The sequence below is a fragment of the Streptomyces sp. NPDC003284 genome, from assembly GCF_053589675.1.
Genome location: NZ_JBSFSI010000004.1, coordinates 51,028 through 66,537, shown reverse-complemented (window position 1 = coordinate 66,537; position 15,510 = coordinate 51,028). Strand labels below are relative to the sequence as shown.

The following is a 15,510-nucleotide window of genomic DNA, read 5'->3' as shown; positions in this document are numbered from 1 at the left end:
CCCACCGGGCCCCGGCGCGCTCACCCCGTCGCATGGATCCAGCGGGCGTGGAGGGCGGCGAAGGGGCCGTCGCCGGAGGCGAGCCGGGCGGGCGGCCCGTCCTCGACCACGGCACCGTCCGCCAGCACCAGGACCCGGTCCGCCGCCAGGACGGTGGAGAGGCGGTGCGCGATGATCACGGAGGTGCGGCCGGCCAGCAGCGCGTCCATGGCGCGCCGGACGGCCAGCTCGGTGGGGATGTCCAGGCTGGAGGTCGCCTCGTCCAGCAGCAGCACCGCCGGATCCGCCAGGAAGGCCCTGGCGAGGGCGACCAACTGGCGCTGGCCCGCGGACAGACGGCTGCCCCGCTTGCGTACCTCGGTGTCATAGCCTTCGGGCAGCGCGGAGATGAACGCGTCGGCGCCGACGGCCCGCGCGGCGGCCCGGACCTCCTGCGGCCCCGCGTCCGGACGGGCCAGCGCGATGTTCTCCATGACGCTGCCGTCGAACAGGAAGTTCTCCTGCGTCACCAGGGTGATCTCGCGGCGCAGCGTGCGGTCGGGGAGCCGGCGCAGGTCCACCCCGTCCAGCAGCACGGCGCCGCTGGTCGGATCGTAGAACCGGGCCGCCAGCTTGGCGACGGTGGACTTGCCGGCCCCGGTCGCGCCGACCACCGCCAGGGTCTGTCCGGCCGGCACGTCCAGGTCGAGACCGCGCAGCACCGGCGGGGTGTCCGGCCGGTAGCGGAAACCGACCCCCCGGAAGGCGAGCGCCCCCCGCACCGGCCGGTCGCGCGGCAGCGGCACCGGCGCGGCGGGCTCCGGCACCGAGGAGGGGGTGGCGAGGAAGTCCGCGATCTTCTCCAGCGCCGCCGCCGCCGAGGCGTAGAGGTTGTTGAAGGTCGCCAGCTCGTCCAGCGGATCGTAGAAGCGCCGGAGATAGAGCAGGAACGCGGCGAGCACGCCCAGCGGCAGCGCGCCCGACGACACCCGCAGGGCGCCCAGCGCCAGCACCACCGCCAGGGCGATGTTGCCGGTCAGCCGGACCCCCGCGGTGTACCGGGCGACCACCTCCAGGGCGTCGGTGTGGGCGTCCCGGAACGTGTCGTTGAGCCGGTTCATCGCCGCGTGCTTGCGCCGCTCGGCGCGGAACGCCTGCACGGCCCGTACGGCGTTCATGCTCTCCCCGAACCGCACGATGATCTCCGCCACCGTGTCGCGGGCGCGCCGGTACGCGATCCGGGAACGGCGCCGGAACCAGCGCGTCATCGCGACCAGCGGCACGATGGACCCCAGCACGACCAGCGCCAGTGGCGCGTCCAGCCAGAGCAGCAGCACCGAGATGCCCGTCACCGTCAGCACCGAGGTGAGCAGCCCGTCCAGACTGGCCTCGATCAGATCGCGCACGGCGTCCACATCGGCGGTGAGCCGGGAGATGACGGCGCCCGAGGTGTACGACTCGTGGAAGGCGACCGGGAGGTGCCGGGCCCGGTCGAAGATCCGGGTGCGCAGCTCCAGCAGCACGGCCTGGCCCACCGAACCGGAGATCCGGAAGAACGCGTAGCGCGTCCCGGCGGCCAGCACCCCGCAGGCGGTGAATCCGGCCACGCACCGGATCAGCGGGTTCCAGTCGTCCGCCGACGCCCGGGGGATGCCGACATCAATGGCGCGCGCCACCAGCAGCGGGCCGACCAGCTGGAAGGCGTTCTCCAGCACCAGGGCGGCCAGGGCCGCGCCGGACGGCCACCGGTGGGGCCGGAGCAGCGCGTACAGCAACTGCCGGGACGCGCGCCGCACCCGGCGGGCCTCCCGGCGCTCGGGCGGCGGTCCGGCGGGCCCGGCCGGGCGGTCCGCCACCGGTCCGGCGGCCGGGGAGGTGGTGTCCGCGCTCACCGGAGCACCGCCCCGTCGTCGTGGGCGTCCCCGGCCGGGCGCGGCTCCACCGCCATCAGCGCCCGGTAGGCGGCCGAGGTGGCGAGCAGCTCCCGGTGGGTGCCCCGGGCGGTGATCCGGCCGTCCTCCAGCAGCACCACCCGGTCGGCCATCCGCGCGGTGTTGGGCCGGTGCGCCACCACCAGCGCGGTGGAGCCGCGCAGCACCCGGCGCAGCGCCTGCTCCACCTCCGCCTCGGTGTGCAGGTCGAGCGCGGAGAGCGGGTCGTCCAGCACCAGCAGCGCGGGCCGGCCCACGATCGCGCGGGCCAGGGCGATCCGCTGCCGCTGTCCGCCGGAGAGCGACATGCCCTGCTCGCCGATGCGCACGGCGAGCGCGTCCGGACCGAGCGCGGCCACGAAGTCCGCGGCGCCCGCCACCCGCAGCGCCTCCCACACGGCCTCGTCGGTCGCCTCCGGGGCGCCCAGGGTCACGTTCTCGCGCACCGTCAGCGAGGAGAGCAGCGGGTCGTCGAAGGCACATCCCACCACGGACCGCAGGTCCGCCAGGCGCAGTTCCCGGACGTCCACGCCGTCCACGGTGACCCGGCCGGCGGTGACATCGGCGAGCCGCGGCACCAGCGCGGCCAGCGTGGTCTTGCCCGACCCGGTGGCACCCACCAGCGCCACCGTCTCGCCCGGCCGCAGCTCCAGGGACACGTCCCGCAGCACCGCCCGGTCGGCTCCCGGGTGGCGGAACTCCACGTTCTCCAGCCGCAGACGGCCTCGGACCGGCCGCACCAGCGGCTTCGGACACGCCGGGTCGGTCAGGCCCGGCGGGGTGTCGCGCACCTCCCAGTAGCGGTCGCAGGCGGCGGCGGCCGTGCTGGTCTCGGCCAGGGCCCAGCCGATGCACTCGGTCGGCCAGCGCAGATAGGTGCTGACCGTGACGGCCGCCACCAGATCGCCCAGGGTCAGGGTGGAGTGGGCCACCCCCGCCGCGCCGAGGCCCAGTTGGCCCGCGATGCCCAGCTCCGGCAGGACCAGCAGCGCGGTGGCCAGGGCCGCCATGATGCGCACCACCCGCAGCTCCGCGGTGCGCAGCCGCTCCGCCTGGGCGCGGAAGAGCGCCAGCCTGCCCCGGCCCTGCCCGTACGCGCGCACGACCCGGATGCCGAGCATGGTCTCCTCCACCAGCGTGGCGAGATGGCCGCCCTCGTCCTGGGTGGCGCGGGCGGCGACCTTGTACCGGGTCTCGTAGAAGTAGGAGACCAGCAGCAGCGGCGCCGCGCTCGCCAGCCCCACCAGGGCCAGCCACGGGTCGATCAGGAACAGCACCCCCAGACCCGCCAGCACGGTCACCGAGTTGACCACCAGGAACAGCGCGGCGAACGCGAGGAACTTCCGCAGCACGACCAGATCGCCCACCGCCCGGGAGAGCAACTGCCCCGAGGGCCAGCGGTCGTGGAAGGCGACCGGCAGCCGCAGCAGATGGGCCAGCAGATCGGCCCGCATACGAGACTCCACCAGCGCGGTGGGACGGGCGATCAGCTTGCGGCGGGCGTAGAACAGCGCCGCCTCGGCCGTACCGAGCACCGCGACCAGCAGGATCGGCCGCACCGCCGCGCCCGCGTCGCCGGTGCTCAGCGGCCCGTCCACGATCCGCTGGGTGACCAGCGGAATGGCCAGTCCGCACAGCAGCGCGCCGAGCGTCGCGGCGGCGGCGGCGCCCACCGGCAGCCGGACCGGGCGCAGATAGGGGCCGACCCGCCGCAGGGCGGTCCAGGAGGAACGCGGCCCGGCCGGTTCCGCGAGCGGCGCGCTCAATTCCATTCACTCCTCGGGGAGATGGCGTGACCGGTCTTCACCGGCGGTCGGGAAAATGTCCGTGCTAGCCTGGCGTCGAATTCTTCGAGCCGCGGTGCGGACAGGCCGTGCCGCGACCGGCCGTGCGGAATTACGCCGGCCCGTGCGCTGTGAATCGAGGTCCGCTGTGACACAAGAATCCCTGTTACTTCTCGACCGTATTGATTCGGATGATTCCTACGCGAGTCTGCGGAACGACCAGGAATTCTGGGAACCGCTGGCCCGCCGGGCCCTTCAGGAGCTCGGGCTGCCGGTGCCGCCCGTGCTGCGGGTGCCCGGCGAGAGCACCAACCCCGTACTGGTCGGCGAACCCGGCCCGGTGATCAAGCTGTTCGGCGAGCACTGGTGCGGTCCGGAGAGCCTCGCGTCGGAGTCCGAGGCGTACGCGGTGCTGGCGGACGCCCCGGTGCCGGTGCCCCGCCTGCTCGGCCGCGGCGAACTGCGGCCCGGCACCGGGGCCTGGCCGTGGCCCTACCTGGTGATCAGCCGGATGACCGGCACCACCTGGCGGTCCGCGATGGACGGCACGGCCGACCGGGGCGCTCTGCTCGCCCTGGCCCGCGAACTCGGCCGGGTGCTCGGCCGGCTGCACAGGGTGCCGCTGACCGGGGACACCGTGCTCACCCCCGGCTCCGAGGTCTTCCCGGAGCTGCTGCGGGAGCGGCGCGCGGCGACCGTCGAGGACCACCGCGAGTGGGGCTACCTCTCGCCCCGGCTCCTGGACCGCCTGGAGGACTGGCTGCCGGACGTGGACACACTGCTGGCCGGGCGCGAACCCCGGTTCGTCCACGGCGACCTGCACGGGACCAACATCTTCGTGGACCTGGGGGCGAGCGCCGTCTCCGGGATCGTCGACTTCACCGACGTCTACGCGGGCGACCCCCGCTACAGCCTGGTGCAACTGCATCTCAACGCCTTCCGGGGCGACCGCGGGATCCTGGCCGCGCTGCTCGACGGGGCGCAGTGGAAGCGGACCGGGGACTTCGCCCGCGAGCTGCTCGCCTTCACCTTCCTGCATGACTTCGAGGTGTTCGAGGAGACCCCGCTGGATCTCTCCGGCTTCACCGATCCGGAGGAACTGGCACAGTTCCTCTGGGGGCCGCCGGCCACCGCACCCGCCGCCTGACGGCCCGGGGCCGCCCGGCGCCGCCCCCGGCCCCGGGCGGCCCCCGCCCGGAGGCCGCGAGCCCCCGCGAACGCACGAGCCCGGTACGCACGAGCCCGGCGCGGACCGGCCCGCGGGGCAGGACCGGCGGCGGGCGCTCAGCGGCGGCGGGCGTGGAAGGCCCTGGCATCCTCGATCATCTCCTCCAGGGTGGGGCGGCCGGGCTTCCACCCCAGCTCGGCGTGGATCCGCTCGGCGGAGGCCACCAGCGTCGCCGGATCTCCCGGCCGGCGCTCCGCCCGGCGGAACGGCACCCGCCGCCCGGTGACCCGGGCCACCGCCTCCAGCACCTCCAGCACGGTGAACCCCCGGCCGTTGCCCAGGTTGTAGATCCGGTGCGTGCCGCTCACCGCCCCGGCCAGCGCCGCCAGATGCGCGTCCGCGACGTCCGCGACATGGATGAAGTCCCGTACGCAGGTGCCGTCCCGGGTCGGATAGTCGTCGCCGTTCAGCCGCAGCTCCGGCCCCCGGCCCTGCGCCGCGGCCAGGGCGAGCGGCAGGAGGTGCGTCTCCGGCTCGTGGCGCTCCCCGTGGCGGCCGACCGCCCCGGCGACGTTGAAGTAGCGCAGGCTCACCGCGGCGAGACCGTGCGCCCGCGCGTAGTCGGCCAGCGCCCCGTCCACCGCCAGCTTGGAGGCGCCGTACGGATTGGTGGGCCGGGTCGGGGCGTCCTCCGGGATCGGCACCCGCTCCGGCTGCCCGTACGTCGCCGCCGTGGAGGAGAAGACGATCCGGCCCACCCCGGCGGCCAGCATGCCGTCCAGCAGCACCAGCGACTGCTGGGTGTTGCCGTGCCAGTAGCGCTCCGGCCGGCGCACCGAGTCGTCGATCAGCGAGCGCGCCGCCAGATGCACCACCCCGTCGAAGCGGTCGGGTCCGGCCAGGATCCCGGCCGCCGCCGCCATGTCACCGCGCACGAACTCCGCGCCCCGCGGCACGGCGTCGGCGAAGCCGCTCGACAGGTCGTCCACGACCACCACCCGGTGGCCCTCGTCCAGCAGCCGCCGCGCCACCACACTGCCGATGTACCCCGCGCCGCCCGTCACCAGGAGCCGCATCGTCACTCTCCCTCCGTCAGTATCCGTACGGCGGACCCCAGATCCGCCACCACCCGGTCCGCCGCCGACGGTGTGCCCGGCGGCGCCAGCCGCACCGTGCGGCAGCCGGCCGCGCGGCCGGCCCCCACATCCGTCTCGCTGTCGCCGATCATCACCGCGTCCGGCAGGGAGAGCCGGGGCAGGTCCCGGGCGGCGGCCTCCAGCAGTCCCGGACGCGGCTTGCGGCACCGGCAGGAGTCCGCCGCGTGCGGACAGACGTAGTAACCGTCCCAGTGCGCGCCCTCGGCCCCGAGCAATTCGGCCAGCCTCCGCTCGACCGCGGCCAGCTCCACCGGGGTCACCAGGCCCCGCGCCACCCCCCGCTGATTGGTCACCACCACCACCCGGTGGCCGCGCCGGTTCAGTGTCCGTACCGCCTCCGCGGCGCCCGGCAGCAGCCGCAACTCCTCGGGACGCGTCACATAAAGACCCGGCGGCGGGGCGGCGTTCACTGTTCCGTCCCGGTCGAGGAAAAATGTGGCCTGACTTTTTCCCCCTCGTGTTCTCGGCATTCTCCGTACTTCCTCGTGAACCGATTCACTGTTACCTTCGATGCTGTCTCTCCGGGAATTCGGCGCGGGTCTTTCCGAATGCCGTCCCGGAATTGGTCGCGGCAGTTCGGCCGCATTTTCCCGAGGTGGTCACGCACATGAGCGACACCGCATCCGCGCGTCCGCGCGTGCTCTTCGTATCCGCCAACGAGTCGGCGCCCTGGGGCCCCAGCGAGACCAACTGGGCCCTCGCCGCCGCCGAGTGGCTGCGGCGGGGCGCGGAGGTCCACGCCAGCGTCAAGGGCTGGGAGGAGGTGCCCGGCGAACTCGCCGCCCTGGAACAGGCCGGCTGCGTCGTCCACCGCCGCTGGGACCTGCCGCCGTTCGACGCCCGGCCCATCGCCGAACTGCCCTGGTCCGAGCGGCGGACCAGCACCCTGCACCAGGTGCGGCCGGACTTCGTGGTGGTGTCCCAGGGCGACAACTACGAGGGACTCGGCTGGCTGGAGGAGTGCGCCCGGCTCGGCTACCCCTACGTCGCCTACGCCAACTCCGCCTCGGAGTACGAGTGGTGCACCGACGACGTGGCACGGCGGCTGGCCGCCGGCTACCACGGCGCCCGCGCCTCCTTCTTCGTCTCCGAGAGCAACCGCGAGCTGACCGAGCGCCAGGTGGGCGAGGCCCTGCCCAACGCCCGGGTGGTGCGCTGCCACTTCAAGGTCGACTACACCGCCGCGCCGCCCTGGCCGGCCGGTGACACCCCGGTACGGCTCGCCTGCCTGGCCCGGCTCGACCCCAACAGCAAGGGCCACGACGTGCTCTTCGACGTGCTGGCGATGCCGAAGTGGCGGGCGCGCCCCGTCACCCTCTCGCTCTACGGCGCGGGCGAGTACGAGCAGGTGCTCCGCGCCCTGCGGGACCGGCTGGACCTGCGCAACGTGGAGTTCGCCGGGTACGTCAAGGACATCGAGGACGTCTGGCGCACCCATCACGCCCTGGTGCTCTGCTCCCGCGCCGAGGGACTGCCCACCGTGATCATCGAGGCGATGCTCTGCGGCCGTCCGGTCGTCGTGAGCGATGTGGCGGGCAACGCCGAACTGCTCACCGACGGGGAGACCGGCTTCGTCGCCGCCGGGCCGGTCGCCGCCTGCCTGGACGAGGCCCTGGAGCGGGCCTGGCAGCGGCGCGCCGAATGGCCGGCGATCGGCCGGCGGGCGGCCGAGGCGGTCCGCGAGCAGATGCCGCCGGACCCGATCGCCCTGCTGGTCGACCAGTTCGAGGAACTGGCCGCCTGACCGGGCGCCCGCGCCCGGAGCCCGCCGGTCCGGGCGCGGCGCGCTCACCGCGCCTCCCGCAGCCGGCGCGCGGTGACCTCGGGCTCCTGCGGGGTGAAGAAGATGCCGCTGCCCAGTTCCCCGGCGGCGACATAGCGCGGGACCCCCGGCGCCCGCCACACCACGTTGATCTCCAGATACAGATGGGCCGACGGCCAGTCACCGCCGTCCACCGGGCGCTGGTGCGCCCAGAGGAAGTACGGTGCCGGGCCGCCGAAGAAGCGCTCCACCCGGCCCGCCACCGAGACCAGCAGCGAGGCCAGCGCGCGCCGGTCGGCCGGCCCGCACGCCCCGAGGTCCGGCAGATGGCGGGCCGGGGCAAGACGGAGGGCGTACGGGTAGAGCGGAGCCTCCGGCACCCAGGCCGTCCAGCCGCCGGTCCGCGCCACCACCAGACCGGCGGCCGGCGGCGCGCACAGCGGACAGTCCCCGCCGTCCCGGTCCAGCTGCGCCCTCGCCGTCGGCGGCGGCTCGGCGAGCCCGAACGCCTGACCGTGCGGATGGTCCACGGTCGCCCCGGCGTCCGCCCCCCGGTTCTCGAAGAGCAGCACATAGCCGACGTCCGGACGCGCCCCGAGCTCCCGGGCGCACTCCCGCCACAGCTCCACCACCCGCTCCGCCTGCGCCTGCTCCATGGTCGCCCAGGAGGCCCGGTGTTCCGGCGAGTACAGCAGCACCTCGCAGCGCCCCTCGCCCAGGGCGGGCCACCGGTTGGGGAAGCGCCGCACCCGGTAGGGCTCGGGCGCCTCCAGACCGCCGGGGCAGAACGGGCAGTCCTCGGACCGGGTGCGGGGGCGCCGCTGCCGGTGCCCGGCCACCACCACCCGGGCCCCGGTCAGCGGGTCCACCCGGGTGCGGACCGTCTCCACCGGCTAGGCCCCGTCCGCCCGCACCGCGACCCGGATCGTGTCCGGCCCCGGCGCGTCGGCCAGCCGGAACGCCTCGTCCGCCGCCGCCAGGTCCAGCACGTCGGTGACGACCAGGTCGGTGCGCAGGACACCGCGGGCGACCAGCGCGGCGGCCGTGCCCATGAAGCGGCCCGGTCCCATCGTCCCGACCGTCTCCATGAGCTTCAGCGGCCAGCGGGCCGACTCCAGTTCCACCTGCCGTCCCACCCGGTAGCCGACCAGGGCCACCCGCCCGCCCGGGGCGACGAGCGCCGTGGCCGTACGGATCGCGTCGGGCTCGCCGCTCGCCTCCAGCACGACGTCGGGCAGCCCGTCCGGCCCGGCGTCCGCGATCCAGTCGGCCACCTCCTCGGGGGTGCCGAGCGCGGCACCGGCCCCGAGCAGCCCGGCCGTCTTGGCCCGGCCGGGCAGCGGGTCCACCGCCAGCACCACCTGCGCCCCGGCCGCCTGGGCGGCCTGGAGCAGGGTCAGCCCGATCCCGCCGCAGCCCAGCACCGCGACGGTCTCCCCGGGCGCGAGACGCACCCGGGAGAGCGCGTGCAGGGCCACCGCGAGCGGCTCCGCCTGGGTGGCGGCCAGCAGGTCGGCGTCCGGCGGCAGCCGCACCAGGTTGGCGGCCGGGACCGCGACGTACTCGGCGCAGCCGCCCGGGTCGGTGAAGCCGAACTCGCGCAGCCCCGGGCACATCACCGGCTGGGAGCGCCGGCACCAACGGCACTGCCCGCAGCTCAGCGTGAGATCGGCCACCACCCGGTCGCCCGGTACCACCTGGCCGGGCGGCGCCTGCTCGACCACACCGCTCCACTCGTGGCCCGGCACGGCCGGGAAGGCGGTGCCGTGCCAGGCGTTGTTGTAGAGCGAGACGTCGCTGCCGCAGATCGAGTTGTAGGCGACCCGGACCAGCGCCCAGCCCTCGGGCAGCCGGGGTCCGGGCACCTCCGTCACGGTGATGTCCCGCGGTCCGTTCAGTACCGCAGCGCGCATGGGCTGTGCCTGCCTTTCCTCGTGGGCTGACCCGGGCCGTTCGTGGGACGGGGACACCCGGGGGCGTCCCCGTCCCGTCCCTTCGCGGTCCGGCCGGTTCACCGCTCGCCCGTGCCGTCCCGCAGACACTGGGTGACGAAGTGGAAGACGAGGCTGTGCATCGCCTCGGCCAGCCCCACGTCCTTGGTAGGCGCGTTGACCTCCACGTCGGCGAGGTCGCGCAGCCGCCCGCCGTCGCCCGCGGTGACGGCGATGACCCGCAGCCCCGCCCGGCGGGCCCACTCGGCGGCGGCGACCACATTGGCGCTGGTGCCGGAGCAGCTGATCACCAGCAACCGGTCGGCGGGGGCGGCCAGATGTGCCAGGGGCTCCACGAACACCCGGTCGTAGCCGCAGTCGTTGGCGTACGCCGTGAGCATGGAGAGGTTGTCGGTGAGGGCGACCGACCGCAGCGGGCGGCCGCCGTCGTAGGCGCCCTTCAGCAGGTCCTGGGCCAGGTGCGAGGCGGCGGACGCGCTGCCGCCGTTGCCGGCCAGGTAGACGGTCGAGCCCTCGTGGCGCACCGTGTCGAGTTCGCTGATGAGCGACCGCACCTGGGCGCCCATCGAGCCGAGCAGCGGTCCCGCGGTGGCGAGGTACTCGTCCCACACGTCCCGTCCGGGGCGGACGGCGGGGGCGAAGGAATCCTGTGTCATCGGTGTGTTCCCCAGACCTGTTCTGGTGGGTTCGGTGGGCGCGGACGGAAGCCGGGAAGGGACGGACGGAAGCCGGGAAGGACGGACGGAAGCCAGGAAGGGACGGGCGGGAGCCGGGAGGAGACTCAGGGGACGAAGTCCTCCTCCACGTCGTGGTCGACATAGCCCGAGCCCCGGAGATCCGCCGTCTCTCCGTCCAGTTCGCGCCATTGGGTGAAGAAGGTGGGACCGTAGCCGAAGGCGGTCAGCAGCCGGTCTCCCTCGGTGAGCTTGCGCCGGGTGCCGTGCATCAGCGCCTCGTTGAGCAGCAGGACGTCCCCGGAGCGGACGAACACATCGGTGAGGGTGGGGAATCCGGAGTCCACCAGGGAGGTGTCCTCCCCCCGCTCGGCGCGCTCCCGCAGCAGGGGGAAGTTGGCCTTGTGCGAGCCCTGCACGTAGCAGAAGGAGCCGTCCTCCGGTGACCGGATGTCGCTGAGGTAGACGAGGGCCTTGACGTAGGGGCAGTAGAGCCTGCCGTCGTGGTACGTGTGGGTGATCGACAGGTCCCGGCCCACCTGCCGGTCACCGAGGTCCAGCAGCTCCGCGTTGCCGCCGTGCAGATAGAGCACGCTGTCCTTGGTACGGCGCAGTCCGTACCCCTCCAGCAGCCGCAGCGGCTGGTTGACCACGTCCCGCACCGGGGCCACCAGCCGGTCGTCCAGGGCCAGTCGCGCGAAGACCGGGCTGGCGGCCGGCAGATCCGGATAGCGGCGGGTGCGCGGGAAGCCGGGGTCCACGGTGTCCAGCCGCTCCAGCTCGGAGCGGAAGGACTCCACCTCCCCGGAGCCGAAGACCCCGGGAATCACCAGGAACCCGGTGGTGTCGAAGATGTACAGCTGCTCATGGGTGAGCGCGGGCACGTCAGTCACCTCTCGGAGGCGTCGGGCCCCGGCCGGACGGCCCGGCGAGGCGGGGGATCGATCGGATCGGCGGACGAGGCACGGGGTACGGGGCACGGAGCACGGGATACGGGGCGGCGGTGGCCCGGCGGCCGGGCGGTGGCCCCGCCGGGCACGCCACCTGCGGCACCGCCGGGTGCCCGTCCGGCCCGGTGGTGCGGGGCCGGACGGGACCGGCGTCAGCCGGTGGCCGCCTTCAGCGCGTCCGGGAGCACGGAGAGCACCAGGTCGACGTCCTCCTCCGTCATCCGGGTGTGCAGCGGCAGACAGATGTGCCGGGCGCAGAGGTCGTCCGCCACCGGATGGCGGCCGGGCGGCAGCAGGGACTCGAAGACCGGCTGGGCGTCCAGCGGCTTCTCGTAGATCTCGCCGCCCAGCCGCACACCCGCCTCGGCCAGCGCGGCGCGCAGCGCGGCCCGGTCGGTGCCGGGGTCGAGCAGGACGACGTACTTGTACCAGCTCGCCGCCGTCTGCCGGGGCAGCACCGGGGTCAGCCCCGGGAGGTGCGCGAGCCCCGCCGTGTACCGCCGGGCCAGCCGCTCGCGCACCGCGAGGAACTCGTCCAGCCGGCGGAGCTGGGCCCGGCCGACGGCCGCGTGCAGCTCGCTCATCCGGGCGTTCTCCCCCAGCACGGTGTGATGGCTGCGCCACTCCTCGGGCTTGCCGAGATTGCGGTGGAGCCGTACCGCGGCGGCCAGTTCGTCGTCGTCGGTGACGACCATGCCGCCCTCGGCGGCCGTGATGACCTTGGTGGCGAAGTACGAGAAGGCGCCCGCCACCCCGAAGCGGCCGGCGTGCCTGCCGTCCAGCCGGCTGCCGTGGGCGTGCGCGCAGTCCTCGTACAGCCACAGTCCCCGCTCGGCGCACCAGGCGGCCACCTCCGGCAGCTCCGGGCTGATCAGACCGCCCAGGTGCACCGTGAGCACCCCCACCGTGCCGGGAGTGACGGCCTCCCGCAGTGTCCGGACGGAGGGCGCCAGGGTGTCCGGCTCCACGTCCACCAGCCGGGTGCGCAGCCCGGCGAGCAGCGGCGCGGCGGCCGAGGAGTAGAAGGAGTTGGCCGGTACCAGCACCTCGCCCTCGCCCCGGGCCGCCAGTGCCCGCAGCCCGCAGACCAGGGCGCCGGTGCCGGTGCCGGTCGCCACCGCGTGGCGCGCCCCGGTGGCGGCGGCGGTCTCCCGCTCGAAGGCCGCCACCTGCTCCCCCTGGGCGAGCATGCCGGTCTCCAGGCTGGTGCGGATCGCGCCGAGGATCTCCTCGACGTCCCCGGCCGAGAAGTCCGGCCGGACCGGAACCACACGCGGGGCGCTCATCCGGCCGCCACCTCCTCGCGCATCGCGGCCAGTTGGGTGCGCAGCCCCTCGTCGATCCCGATTCCCGGGGTCCAGCCGAGGTCCCTGCGGACCTTGTCGGTGGAGACGAACCGCTGGGAGTAGACCAGTTCGCCCCGGCGCGTCGGCTCCTCGCGGTGTTCCACCGGCACGCCACCGAACAACTCGGACACCTTGCGGGCCAGTTCACCGGTGGTGATGATCTCGGGGCCCTCCAGGTTGTAGACCTGGCCGGCCGCGACCGGCGCGGTGGCCCGGAGGAACGCCTCGGCCAGGTCGTGCACGTGCAGGAAGGCCCGCCGCTCCTCGCCGTCCCCGAAGACGGTGAGCGGCCCGCCGGCCGCCGCCGCCCGGAGGAACGCGGAGACGACCAGGCCCGGCCACATGCCCGGACCGTAGACGGGGCTGTAGCGCAGCACCGTGGACTCCAGTCCGTGCAGCCGGGCGAAGTCCCGGGCGAGCAGCTCCTTGGCGATCATGGTGGTGGTGTAGAAGTGGCCCGCACCCGTGGGGAGGAAGGGCTCGTCCTCGTCCACGGCGTTGACCGGCATGGCGTTGTAGACCCAGCAGCTCCCGGCGATCACCACCCGGGACACCCCGGACGCCGCGCCGGCGGCGAGCACCGCGGCGGTGCCGGTGACATTGGCGTCCATGGCCGCCACCGGCTGGGCCAGCACCGCACGGGCGTCCGCCATGCCCGCCAGGTGCGCCACGACGTCGGGGCGCCAGTCGGCGAACAGCTCGCGCAGCCGGTGCTCGTCGGTGACGCTGGCGGCTTCCCCGGGAAACGGATCGCCCGGCGTCCACCGGGTGTCCAGCACCAGGACCTCGTGGCCGTCCTCGTGGAAACGGCGGGCGACATGGCGGCCGATGAACCCTGAGCCGCCGGTGACCAGACAGCGCATCAGAACCTCTCTTCCTGGGCGTGGCGGGCGGGCCGGGCACGGCGGCCCGACGCGTCGGACGGGGCGGACCGGCCGGCCCCGGTGTGCGCGGACGCGGCCACCGCCGCGGGCGGCTGTTCGGCCAGCCGCTCCCGCCACGCGTCCCGGTCCTCGACGGCGCATCCGTCGTCGGCGTCCGGCCGTTCGTCCAGCAGCCGCAGGAACTGACGGTCGGTCAGCTCCTCCGAGCTGTGGTCCTGGAGCTCCCGGAAGGTGCGGCGGTTGCGCTGCTGGTGCGGCATGCGCATCCCGGCGCTGCCCAGGCAGTTGCGGCAGGCCCGCAGCGGCTTCGGCGAGCGGAGGTAGGCGAGCAACTGCTCGGGGAAGTCCGGTGCGTCGCTGAGCCGCAGCCCGTCCGCCATCGGGTCCCCGGCCCCCGCCAGCACCTGCGGCAGGAAGACCGACTGCGGGCACTTGAAGAAGTGGCCCTCGTACAGCGTGTGACAGCGCCAGACATGGGCGATCTGACAGGTGTCGTAGATGTGCCGGACCAGCCCGTCGTCCTCGGTGCCGCGCTCCGCGTACGAGTACCGGAAGTGGGAGTAGTACGCCAGGGTGAGCCGGACGCCGTGCTTGTCGGCGTACGCCCGCACCCCGGCCATCTTCTCCTCCGGCAGCTCCCGGTCGGGGTAGACCGAGATCTCCACCTCGTCCACCGCCGCCCAGAAGTCGTCGCGCATCCTCGGCAGCAGCAACCCGTTGGTGCAGACCGTGGTGTGCGGGGCGATCCCGGAGTCGCGTACCAGGCCGAGCAGCGGCACCAGTTCGGGATGGAGCAGCGGCTCCCCGCCCAGCACCTTGACGAACCGGGCGCGGAACGAACGGGCCAGCAGGGACAGATCGCGCGCGGCGGTCTCCGTCGCGATCAGCGACCGGCGGAAGACCGGCGAGAGATGACTGCACGACGCGCAGCCGAGGTTGCAGTGGTGTGCGACGTTCAGCTCGCAGCCCTCGGGGCTGACGACCTTCCCGTCGACGAGGTCGTAACTCATCGGAGGTACCTCATGCCTGCCAGGAGAACGTCGGGTCGAAAGCGGAGGCGAAGTTGTTGGAGTAGCCCCCCAGGTAGTAGCGGAGTGTGGGCAGGCCGGTGCAGGAGACCGGCTCCCGGGCCCGGCGCAGATCGGCGGCGAGCTTGTCGTCCTCGCCGGTCCTCGCGGCCTCGTCGGCCGCGTCGAAGTCGTCCCGGAACGGCAGCCGCAGCAGCAGCTCCCGGGCGAGCAGCCACTCGCCGGTGTCCACCGAGACCACCGGGTCCGGCGTGTCCAGGGGGTCGAGCCGGTCCCGGCGGACGCAGGTGCCGGGCGCCACCACGCCCCTGGCCCGCATCCGCGCGTACTCGGCGCGGGCGGCCTCCTCGTCGGCCGTCCACGGGTCGAGCTGGTCCAGGTAGGGCGTGCCGTCCGGGTGGAACATCCTGAGCTGGGAGTGGACCGCGCGGTGCCCGGTCCGGCGGGCGCACTCCAGCAGGCTCGTCAGATGGTCCGGCTCCCACTCGTTGTCGTCGTCCAGGAAAGTGATCCAGGGACTCTCGCTGATCCGGACGGCCATGTTGCGCAGCCGCGAGGAGCGGCCCGGACCGGAGACCTCGCCGGGCCCCCGTCCGGCCAGCAACCAGCGCACGTTCCCCGGTAGTTCGCGGCCGCGCAGCAGGGCGTGGGTCTCGTCGCAGTCGTCCGCCACCACGAGGTGCTCGAAGCCGCCGGGCGGGGACTGGGTCTGCGCGCTGGCCAGCGCCCGCGCCAGCAGCGCCGGCCGGGTGCGGGTGAGGGTGACCACGGTGACCGCCACGGGCGTACGCCGCCCGGGAGCCACCGCCGCGGACCCCGCGGGCCCGGCCACCGCACCCGCCCCCGGACCGGGTGCCCCAGGCCCGTGCTCCGCCGCCGGGGGCGGGGCTCCGGC

General features: G+C 74.3%; 14 protein-coding genes. 2 read left to right on the top strand and 12 right to left on the bottom strand.

Annotation, left to right across the window (positions count from 1 at the left end; all coding sequences use genetic code 11):
- Positions 1-20 precede the first annotated feature (20 nt).
- Together ACWDYF_RS10340 and ACWDYF_RS10335 are read right to left on the bottom strand one after the other, a co-directional pair.
- Positions 21-1,871: an ABC transporter ATP-binding protein gene (locus tag ACWDYF_RS10340; protein ID WP_389467542.1), complete on the bottom strand. Its 1,851-nt coding sequence runs from the start codon at positions 1,869-1,871 to the stop codon at positions 21-23.
- Positions 1,868-3,682, bottom strand: coding sequence for an ABC transporter ATP-binding protein (locus ACWDYF_RS10335; RefSeq protein ID WP_389467539.1), 1,815 nt, complete (start codon positions 3,680-3,682; stop codon positions 1,868-1,870). Before ACWDYF_RS10335 ends, ACWDYF_RS10340 begins: the two co-directional genes overlap by 4 nt.
- A gap of 160 nt (positions 3,683-3,842) precedes the next feature.
- On the opposite strand from ACWDYF_RS10335, the gene aph(7'')-Ia reads away from it, so the two are divergent.
- Positions 3,843-4,841 carry an aminoglycoside O-phosphotransferase APH(7'')-Ia gene (aph(7'')-Ia, locus tag ACWDYF_RS10330; RefSeq protein ID WP_389467536.1) on the top strand — a complete coding sequence of 333 codons (999 nt, stop codon included), beginning with the start codon at positions 3,843-3,845 and terminating at the stop codon, positions 4,839-4,841.
- A 137-nt stretch (positions 4,842-4,978) separates the two neighbouring features.
- On the opposite strand, the gene galE is transcribed toward aph(7'')-Ia, so the two are convergent.
- The gene (gene galE / locus ACWDYF_RS10325) at positions 4,979-5,944 is read right to left on the bottom strand and encodes a UDP-glucose 4-epimerase GalE (protein ID WP_381736377.1); all 966 of its coding nucleotides are present in this window, start codon (positions 5,942-5,944) and stop codon (positions 4,979-4,981) included.
- Positions 5,941-6,489, bottom strand: a complete 549-nt coding sequence (locus ACWDYF_RS10320; RefSeq protein WP_389467532.1) for a D-glycero-alpha-D-manno-heptose-1,7-bisphosphate 7-phosphatase — start codon at positions 6,487-6,489, stop codon at positions 5,941-5,943. Before ACWDYF_RS10320 ends, galE begins: the two co-directional genes overlap by 4 nt.
- A 137-nt stretch (positions 6,490-6,626) precedes the next feature.
- On the opposite strand from ACWDYF_RS10320, the gene ACWDYF_RS10315 reads away from it, so the two are divergent.
- Positions 6,627-7,763 (top strand): glycosyltransferase family 4 protein, encoded by a 1,137-nt coding sequence (locus tag ACWDYF_RS10315; RefSeq protein WP_381736375.1) that lies wholly within the window; start codon positions 6,627-6,629, stop codon positions 7,761-7,763.
- Between the two features lie 44 nt (positions 7,764-7,807).
- Here ACWDYF_RS10315 and ACWDYF_RS10310 read toward each other — a convergent pair whose 3' ends face one another.
- From ACWDYF_RS10310 to ACWDYF_RS10275, 8 genes are all read right to left on the bottom strand, one after another.
- A complete protein-coding gene (locus ACWDYF_RS10310) occupies positions 7,808-8,671 on the bottom strand; it encodes a galactose-1-phosphate uridylyltransferase (protein WP_389467529.1) in 864 nt (287 codons plus the stop codon).
- 3 nt (positions 8,672-8,674) lie between these two features.
- Positions 8,675-9,694: a zinc-dependent alcohol dehydrogenase gene (locus ACWDYF_RS10305; protein ID WP_018565913.1), complete on the bottom strand. Its 1,020-nt coding sequence runs from the start codon at positions 9,692-9,694 to the stop codon at positions 8,675-8,677.
- A 98-nt stretch (positions 9,695-9,792) separates the two neighbouring features.
- Positions 9,793-10,389, bottom strand: a complete 597-nt coding sequence (locus tag ACWDYF_RS10300; protein WP_389467525.1) for an SIS domain-containing protein — start codon at positions 10,387-10,389, stop codon at positions 9,793-9,795.
- Between the two features lie 125 nt (positions 10,390-10,514).
- On the bottom strand, positions 10,515-11,291 hold the full coding sequence (locus ACWDYF_RS10295; RefSeq protein WP_451584273.1) for a phytanoyl-CoA dioxygenase family protein: 777 nt from the start codon (positions 11,289-11,291) through the stop codon (positions 10,515-10,517).
- A gap of 218 nt (positions 11,292-11,509) precedes the next feature.
- The gene (locus ACWDYF_RS10290) at positions 11,510-12,643 is read right to left on the bottom strand and encodes a DegT/DnrJ/EryC1/StrS family aminotransferase (RefSeq protein WP_389467521.1); all 1,134 of its coding nucleotides are present in this window, start codon (positions 12,641-12,643) and stop codon (positions 11,510-11,512) included.
- On the bottom strand, positions 12,640-13,566 hold the full coding sequence (locus ACWDYF_RS10285; RefSeq protein WP_389467516.1) for an NAD-dependent epimerase/dehydratase family protein: 927 nt from the start codon (positions 13,564-13,566) through the stop codon (positions 12,640-12,642). Before ACWDYF_RS10285 ends, ACWDYF_RS10290 begins: the two co-directional genes overlap by 4 nt.
- Positions 13,566-14,597: a radical SAM protein gene (locus ACWDYF_RS10280; protein ID WP_389467513.1), complete on the bottom strand. Its 1,032-nt coding sequence runs from the start codon at positions 14,595-14,597 to the stop codon at positions 13,566-13,568. The genes ACWDYF_RS10285 and ACWDYF_RS10280 overlap by 1 nt, the downstream gene beginning before the upstream one ends.
- A gap of 10 nt (positions 14,598-14,607) precedes the next feature.
- Positions 14,608-15,396: a glycosyltransferase gene (locus ACWDYF_RS10275; RefSeq protein ID WP_389467511.1), complete on the bottom strand. Its 789-nt coding sequence runs from the start codon at positions 15,394-15,396 to the stop codon at positions 14,608-14,610.
- Between the last annotated feature and the right edge of the window lie 114 nt (positions 15,397-15,510).